This is a genomic window from Paracoccus sp. PAMC 22219 (genome assembly GCF_000787695.1).
Taxonomy (GTDB): Bacteria; Pseudomonadota; Alphaproteobacteria; order Rhodobacterales; family Rhodobacteraceae; genus Paracoccus.
In genome coordinates, this window is sequence record NZ_BBPH01000196.1 from 1 (window position 1) to 7,092 (window position 7,092).

The 7,092-nt window shown below is 66.8% G+C and carries 11 protein-coding genes; 6 read left to right on the forward strand and 5 right to left on the reverse strand.

Annotated elements, in window-relative coordinates; all coding sequences use genetic code 11:
- Positions 1-103 precede the first annotated feature (103 nt).
- Both TY51_RS18055 and TY51_RS18060 read right to left on the reverse strand, forming a co-directional pair.
- Positions 104-709, reverse strand: a complete 606-nt coding sequence (locus tag TY51_RS18055) for a Smr/MutS family protein (RefSeq protein ID WP_042252312.1) — start codon at positions 707-709, stop codon at positions 104-106.
- Positions 709-1,371, reverse strand: coding sequence for a Tim44/TimA family putative adaptor protein (locus TY51_RS18060; protein WP_042252315.1), 663 nt, complete (start codon positions 1,369-1,371; stop codon positions 709-711). Before TY51_RS18060 ends, TY51_RS18055 begins: the two co-directional genes overlap by 1 nt.
- 111 nt (positions 1,372-1,482) lie before the next feature.
- On the opposite strand from TY51_RS18060, the gene TY51_RS18065 reads away from it, so the two are divergent.
- From TY51_RS18065 to TY51_RS18075, 3 genes are read left to right on the forward strand one after another with little or no spacing between them, the layout of a single operon-like run.
- A complete protein-coding gene (locus TY51_RS18065) occupies positions 1,483-2,022 on the forward strand; it encodes an FxsA family protein (protein WP_042252318.1) in 540 nt (179 codons plus the stop codon).
- A gap of 57 nt (positions 2,023-2,079) precedes the next feature.
- A complete protein-coding gene (secB, locus tag TY51_RS18070) occupies positions 2,080-2,595 on the forward strand; it encodes a protein-export chaperone SecB (RefSeq protein WP_042252320.1) in 516 nt (171 codons plus the stop codon).
- 6 nt (positions 2,596-2,601) lie between these two features.
- Positions 2,602-3,210, forward strand: coding sequence for an HD family hydrolase (locus tag TY51_RS18075; RefSeq protein ID WP_042252323.1), 609 nt, complete (start codon positions 2,602-2,604; stop codon positions 3,208-3,210).
- Positions 3,211-3,264: 54 nt separating this feature from the next.
- Here TY51_RS18075 and TY51_RS18080 read toward each other — a convergent pair whose 3' ends face one another.
- The 3 genes from TY51_RS18080 to TY51_RS18090 form a co-directional block, all read right to left on the reverse strand.
- On the reverse strand, positions 3,265-3,576 hold the full coding sequence (locus TY51_RS18080; RefSeq protein WP_042252326.1) for an H-NS family nucleoid-associated regulatory protein: 312 nt from the start codon (positions 3,574-3,576) through the stop codon (positions 3,265-3,267).
- An 80-nt stretch (positions 3,577-3,656) separates the two neighbouring features.
- Positions 3,657-4,208, reverse strand: coding sequence for an ActR/PrrA/RegA family redox response regulator transcription factor (locus tag TY51_RS18085; protein ID WP_042252328.1), 552 nt, complete (start codon positions 4,206-4,208; stop codon positions 3,657-3,659).
- A 78-nt stretch (positions 4,209-4,286) separates the two neighbouring features.
- The gene (locus tag TY51_RS18090) at positions 4,287-4,916 is read right to left on the reverse strand and encodes an SCO family protein (protein WP_042252333.1); all 630 of its coding nucleotides are present in this window, start codon (positions 4,914-4,916) and stop codon (positions 4,287-4,289) included.
- A gap of 91 nt (positions 4,917-5,007) precedes the next feature.
- On the opposite strand from TY51_RS18090, the gene TY51_RS18095 reads away from it, so the two are divergent.
- The 3 genes from TY51_RS18095 to TY51_RS24655 form a co-directional block, all read left to right on the forward strand.
- Positions 5,008-6,345: an ActS/PrrB/RegB family redox-sensitive histidine kinase gene (locus TY51_RS18095; protein WP_081995246.1), complete on the forward strand. Its 1,338-nt coding sequence runs from the start codon at positions 5,008-5,010 to the stop codon at positions 6,343-6,345.
- Positions 6,346-6,410: 65 nt separating this feature from the next.
- On the forward strand, positions 6,411-6,971 hold the full coding sequence (locus TY51_RS18100; protein WP_052650443.1) for a hypothetical protein: 561 nt from the start codon (positions 6,411-6,413) through the stop codon (positions 6,969-6,971).
- A partial coding sequence (locus tag TY51_RS24655) for a hypothetical protein (protein ID WP_156118118.1) occupies positions 6,935-7,092 on the forward strand: 158 nt, incomplete at its 3' end. The genes TY51_RS18100 and TY51_RS24655, both read left to right, overlap by 37 nt.

The following is a 7,092-nucleotide window of genomic DNA, read 5'->3' on the forward strand; positions in this document are numbered from 1 at the left end:
TGATCATCTGGTATTTCGCCGGACCCAAGTCGAACGTCAGGCTTTGACGCGACCGCACTGACCTGACCTGACGAACGCGCCCCCGGATCCGGGGGCGCGTCTTTCATTGCGGGCGGCGCAGATAGACGTAATAGGCCCCGTCGCCGCCGTGGCGGAAATGCGCGGCGGTCACCTGCTGGACCACAGCCGCCAAGGGCGGGCTGTGCAGCCAATAGGGCACCTGATGGCGCAGCGCGCCCGGACGCGTCGGCAACGGGCCGTGATCGCCGCGCCCCTTGCCGGTGATGACCAGCACCAGACGCAGCCCGGACGCATGACAGGACAGGATGAAATGCAGCAGTTCCGGCCCCGCCGCGGACAGCGTCAGCCCGTGCAGGTCCAGACGGGCCTCGGGGCGCAGCTTGCCCTGGCTCATCTTGCGATGGGTGCGGGCGTCCATGCGCAGGCCGGCTAGGGCCAGACGCTCAGCCGGGGTCTGGGGGCGCGCCACGACGGGCGTGGCGGGCTTGGCTGCCTGACCCACGCGGAACCGGGGCAACCCCTGCGGCTGTGGGGCGGGCTGGGCGACCGCCGGGGGTACGACGAATGCGGAAAAGGCCGCCAGATCGGCGGCCTGTCCTTTGCGCTTGGGGTCAAGCGGCTCTGCGGTTCGGGCGACACGGGACCACAGGTCGCGGTCTTCGGGCGTCAGCCCCCTGCGCCGGCGCATCAGCTTGTCGCGACAAGCTGCCAGTTCGGATCGTCCTGACCCATGTGGCGCGCAAAGGTCCAGGTGTCCTTCTGCTTGCGCGAGGCCTTGGGATCGCCGTCGATCACCGTGCCGTCGGCATCGCGGGTCGCGGCGATCAACTCTCCGACAAAGCGGATCGAGATCTCGGCCAGACCGGTCGCGGGATCGAACTCCGCTGCGGCCAGCGCCGTGTCGCGGGTGCCCAGATAGGTCGCCTCGACCGTCTGGCCGTTGGCCACGCGCTGGTCGATCACCGACTGGAACGCCTCGGCGACGGGATCGGACAGGAACGGGCGCACCTCGGTCAGGTCGCCGCGTTCAAAGGCCATCAGGATCATTTCGTACGCGCTGCGGGCACCGCCCAGGAAATCGCGCAGGCCGAACGACGGCTCGACCTGCTTCATCGCGGCCAGGGCCTTGGCTGCGGCGCCGCCGGCCTCGGTATGGTCCAGGATGTCGTGATCGACCTCGTCGGCCGACCCATCGATCACCTCGAAACGGCCGGGCGTGGTGGCGGCCGTCGGCTGGTCGACCTGCGGCGGCTCGAAGCCGTCGCGCGTCCCCAGCACGTTTTTCAGCCGGAGGATCAGAAAAATCGCGATCCCGGCAAGGACGATCAGCTGAAGAAGCGGGTTGGACATGCAGGCAACCTCTGGGTCATAACGGGTCGTTGGTATCGGGCGGTCTGTGCATTATGTAGGGAGTGCCTTGGCGCAAGTCCAGTTTCCGCGCCGGCAGGAAGGGGAATTCACATGCGGCTGATCGCCATGTTTCTGGTGGTGCCGATCATCGAGATCGCGCTGTTCATCCAGGTTGGGGGCCTGATCGGCCTGTGGGCCACGCTGGCGCTGGTGCTGCTGTCGGCGGTCGCCGGCGTCACGATCATGCGCAGCCAGGGCGCGCGGGCGGGCCTGGAGATCCAGCGCAGCCTGGGCGCCATGCGCGATCCGTCGCGTCCGCTGGCCCATGGCGCGATGATCATCGCCGCCGGGCTGCTGCTGCTGGTACCGGGGTTCTTCAGCGACATCCTGGGGCTGCTGCTGCTGATTCCCGCGGTGCGCTCGTTGCTGATGGCCCAGGTGGCCCGCCGCGTCAGGGCGTCGCGTGTTCAGATGCACGGTGCGACGATGCGCCGCGACCCGCATCGCCCGCCCTATGACAAGGGTGTGATCGATGGCGAATTCATCGTCGCCGAGGACGATGACCGCCGCCCGCCCGTCGACCTGCCGCTGGATACCGACGACACGGGCCCTTCGCGGTCGGGACGCGGATCGGGCTGGACCCGGCATTGAGGGCAGGCTGTCGTCCTGCTACAAGCTGGGGTAAATCCGCATCACAAAGGTAGGACCATGGCCGAAGATACCCCGCAGAACGGCGCGCAGCCTGCAGCAGCGGCGCAGCCGCGCATGCAGATCATGGCGCAATTCATCCGCGACCTGTCCTTTGAGAACGCCGTGGCGCAAAAGGGCGCCCCCCAGGGCGAGGTCCAGCCCGAGATCACCGTGCAGGTCAGCCTGGACGCCCGCAAGCGCGGCAGCGACACCCAGTTCGAGGTGATCACCAAGTACCGAGTCACCTCGACCAACAAGGGCGACGGCGCGACGCTGTTCCTGGCGGAACTGGATTACGGCGGGGTCTTCCAGATCGACGGCGTGCCGCAGGACCAGTTGCACCCGTTCCTGATGATCGAATGCCCGCGGATGCTGTTCCCCTATGTGCGGCGCATCATTTCGGACATGACCCGCGACGGGGGCTTCCCGGCGTTCAACATGGACCCGGTCGATTTCGTGGCCCTGTATCGCCAGGAACTGGCGCGTCGCGCGCAGACCACGCAGGCGGCGCCCACCGACCAGCGCCTGTCGTAAGGCCCGATGGCCAAGCCCGCATCGCGCGCCTGGCAGCGGATGCTGTCGGGCCGCAGGCTGGACCTGCTGGACCCGACGCCCTTCGACATAGAGATCGAGGACATCGCCCACGGCCTGGCCTTCGTCGCGCGCTGGAACGGCCAGACGCGCGGCGACTGGCCGTATTCGGTGGCCGAACATTCGCTGCTGGTGGAACAGATCTTCGACGGGCTGAACCCCGGCGGCGATCCGTGCTGGCGGTTGGCCGCATTGCTGCATGACGCCCCGGAATACGTGATCGGGGACATGATCTCTCCGGTCAAGGCGGCATTGGGGCGTGAATACGGGGCGATGGACGAACGGCTGGCATCCGCCATCCATCGTCGCTTTGGCCTGCCCGCGACGCTGCCCGTGGCGGTCAAGCGGCGCATCAAGGCCGCCGACCGCGTGTCCGCCCGGCTGGAGGCCGTCACCATCGCGGGATTTGACCTGCCCGAGGCGCGCCGCCTGTTCCCCGTCCCCGATGCGCAGATGCTGCCCGACCTGCAGATCACCCTGCGCCCGCCCGCCCAGACACGCGCCGCGTATCTGGAGCGGTTCGCCAGCCTGATCGCCCTGATCGACCGGACGCCCTGACATGCAAAAGGGGGCCGCAAGGGCCCCCTGTCGATCGTGTCGGCAAGACGCGGATCAGATCAGCAGATCGTCCAGTTCCTTGCCGCTCTCCAGGTTTTCCTGCACCCACCGCGGTTTGCGACCGCGACCCGTCCAGGTCATCGTCGGATCCTGCGGGTTGGCGTATTTCGGCGCGACCGTGCCCGTCTTGCGCGGCTTGGAGCCGGTCAGTTCGGCCAGGTTGAAGCCATGCTCGCGCGCGGCCTCCTCGATCGCGGTCATGGCTTCGCGCCGCTTGCGGTCCTCATAGGAATTGATCGCACGGTCCAGCTTTGTCCGCAGGTCGCGCATTTCCTTCAGGGACATGGTGTCGAAATCGATGCTCATTTGTTCCGGTTTCTATATAGGGAAAGTTAATCCTTATCCAATATAACCCATTTCTATAATCGTTCAATATATATAATACGTCACCGCGGTCCGCGCTTGGCAAGAATACGCTGCAATGTCCGACGGTGCATATGCAGGCGGCGTGCAGTTTCACTGACATTGCGTTCGCATTGTTCGTAAACGCGTTGAATATGTTCCCACCGGACACGATCCGCGGACATCGGATTTTCCGGCGGGGGCGGCAACAACTCCCCGCTGGACAGCAATGCGGACGTCACGTCATTCGCATCGGCGGGCTTTGCCAGATAATCGGTCGCGCCCATTTTGACGGCGGCGACGGCGGTGGCAATGGCGCCGTATCCGGTCAGCACGATGATCCGGGCATCGGCGCGGCGCTCGCGCAGCGCCTCGACCACGTCCAGGCCGTTCCCGTCCTCCAGACGCAGGTCGACCACTGCATAGGCGGGCGCACGGCGTTCGATCAGGCGCATGGCACCGGCCACGGTCAGCGATGTTTCGGGCTGAAAACCCCGCTTTTCCATCGCGCGCGCCAAGCGCGTCACGAAGATTTCGTCATCGTCGACCAGCAGCAGCGAGGCGTCGGGGCCGATTTGTGCGTTCAACTGATCCATCTGTGGGCCTTTTCACGGTATTTAAGGGCAAATGGGCAGCAGCGCGCAGGATATCAAACCCCGTGCGACAAACTGCCTTCAGGCCGAGGCGTCTGCATAACATGCGACAGTCTCGGCAATCTTTTCGGGGGTGGTTTCGCGGGAGAAGAATTCGACCGTCTTTCCGCCGGGCATCACCAGATAGGTATTCGTCATGTGGTCGACCAGATAATATTCCTTGTCGTCCTGATCATTCAGTTTGAAGTAATTGCGCCAGCCCTTGTTGACGGCGGCGATTTCCTCGTCGCTGCCGGTCAGGCCGATCATGCGGTCGGAAAACAGGCCGGTATAATCGGCCAGAACCTCGGGTGTGTCGCGGCGCGGGTCGACGGTGACAAAGACGGTCTGCACGTCTTCTCCGGCCTCTGTCAGCAGGGCCTCGGCTTCGGCATTGCGGGCGGCGTCCAGCGGACAGACGTCGGGGCAGAAGGTATAGCCGAAATACAGCAGCGTCGGCTTGTCGAAGACATCCTGGTCGGTGACGCGCTGCCCGTCGTCGCGGGTCAGGGTGAATGGCGTGCCAAAAGCATCCATGCCCCCCGCGACACTGCTGCTGCTGCATTGCGCGAACTGGTCGTCGCCCTGACGCATGGTCATGAACAGCGCGCCGCCCGCCAGCACGCCGATGGCCGCCGCGGTGCCGATCAGCAGGATTTTCCGGTCCGTCATCGCGGGCCTCCTTCGCGTGTCAAATGCCCGCATTGATCGTCGATGGCCGCGCGGGTATCAAGATCGAGCAATGTCGCAGCAAGGGTCGCCGATGTCCACATCCACAGCGCCTGGCGACCTGCCCGATGCCGATACCATGTCCCTGCCCCTCGACACGCCCAAGGCCGAACCGATCCGCATGCGCACGCTGGTGCTGCTGCGCTGGTTCGCCATCGGCGGGCAGATGGCGGCGGTCATCGTCGCATGGATGATGGGCATCGGCTTCGTCAAGACGCCGATCATCCTGTTGATCGCGGCGTCGATCACCATGAACCTGTGGCTGTTCCTGCGCCCGCCGAAACGGACCTCTCCGGGGCGCGCGGTGCGGCAGTTGTCGTTCGACCTTGTCCAGATCTCGACGCTGATGGCGCTGACCGGGGGGATGGCCAATCCCTTTGCGCTGCTGGTGCTGGCCCCGGTGACGATCGCGGCCGCGTCGCTGAACGCGCGACAGGTGCTGGCCCTGGGGCTGGCGACGGTGGCGCTGATCTCGGTCGCGGCGGTGTTCGGGCTGCCCTTGCGCGACCCCGACGGCCAGATCCTGCGGATGGAGCCGATCCTGGCGGTCGGCCACTGGGTCGCGCTGGTCATCGGCGTGGTGTTCTTCGCGGGCTATGCGCACCGCGTGACCGGCGAACTGTCGGATACATCTGGTGCGCTGTTCGCCACCCAGATGGCCCTGTCACGCGAACAGCGGCTGCAGCACCTGGGCGGCGTCGTAGCGGCCGCGGCGCATGAAATGGGCACGCCCCTGGCCACCATCAAGCTGATCGCCGGCGAACTAGCCGACGAATTGCGCGACCGCCCCGATCTGCATGCCGACGCCATCGCGCTGCGCGACAGCGCCGACCGCTGCGCCGCGATCCTGCGCAGCATGGGGCGCGCCGGCAAGGACGACCTGCACATGCGCGCGGCCCCCCTGCGCGCCGTGCTGGAGGATGCTGCCCAGCCCCACATGGACCGCGGCCCCCTGATCGAGATCCACGCCGAAGGCCCGGTGATCCACCGCGACCCGGCCATCATCCACGCCCTGCGCAACCTGATCCAGAACGCCGTCGATTTCGCCGAAAGCCGCGTCGTGATCGAAACCCAGGTGACCCAGGGCGCGCTGGTCGTGACCGTGCGCGACGACGGACCGGGCTATCCGCCGCATCTGCTGTCGCGGATCGGCGACCCCTATCTGACCCGGCGCGCCGAGGCGCAGCGCGGCAGCTATGAGGGGATGGGCTTGGGCCTGTTCATCGCCAAGACCCTGCTGGAACGGTCGGGCGCGCGGCTGACCTTCGCCAATGGCGGGCCGGGCGCGATGGTGTCGGTGCGCTGGCCGCTGGACCGAATCCGCGCCCAGGACCGCATCGCGCTGGCCCACAATCCGACCTTTGACGCGTGAGTTTCTTAACGCCCTGTTAATCAACACCGGATTATGGTCCCATCGAACGGAAAGGGGCATCGGCTGTGGACATTCAGGGTGCGGGTCTTGTGGCGATGGCGGTCCTGTGCGGGACGGCATCGGTCCTTCTGGCGGTGGCGGCGATCCGGTTCTGGGACCGCCGGCAGCCCGGACAGGGCCGGACGGCACGCGCCGGTCACGCGCTGGACGGCAAGGTGCAGCCGATGGTGTTCCTGTTTCGCGCCGCGCGCCTGGTCGATGCGACCGCGCCTGCCCGTGCGCTGCTGGACCGGATGGGGGCGCCAGACGACGACTGGCTGCGCCTGATGCGCTGGATCGGACCCCGCTTTCCCGACGCGCCCGACCGCCTGGCCATGCTGACCCGCCTTGGCAGGATCGAGCTGGTGGGCCAGCAGGGTCAGGGCAGCGCGACCCTGCGCCTTGTTGCCGAGGATCTGGGCGACCGGCTGTGGCGCGTCAGCGTCACCGACCCGGGCGCGAACATGCCGGCATCGTGGTCGATTCGATGTCCCTTCAGGCGATGGAGGAGGAACTGGACCTGCTGCGCGGCGCGCTGGACCAGACGCCGATGCTGGTCTGGCGCCTGGACGACGAAGATCGCGTGACCTGGGCCAACGCCGCCTATCTGCGCCGCGCCGAGGCCCGGTCCGAGGAGGCGCTTGGCTGGCCCCTGCCCCGCCTGCTGGACGCGCCGCGTCCAGTGCCGGGCGCGGGCACCGCCACCCG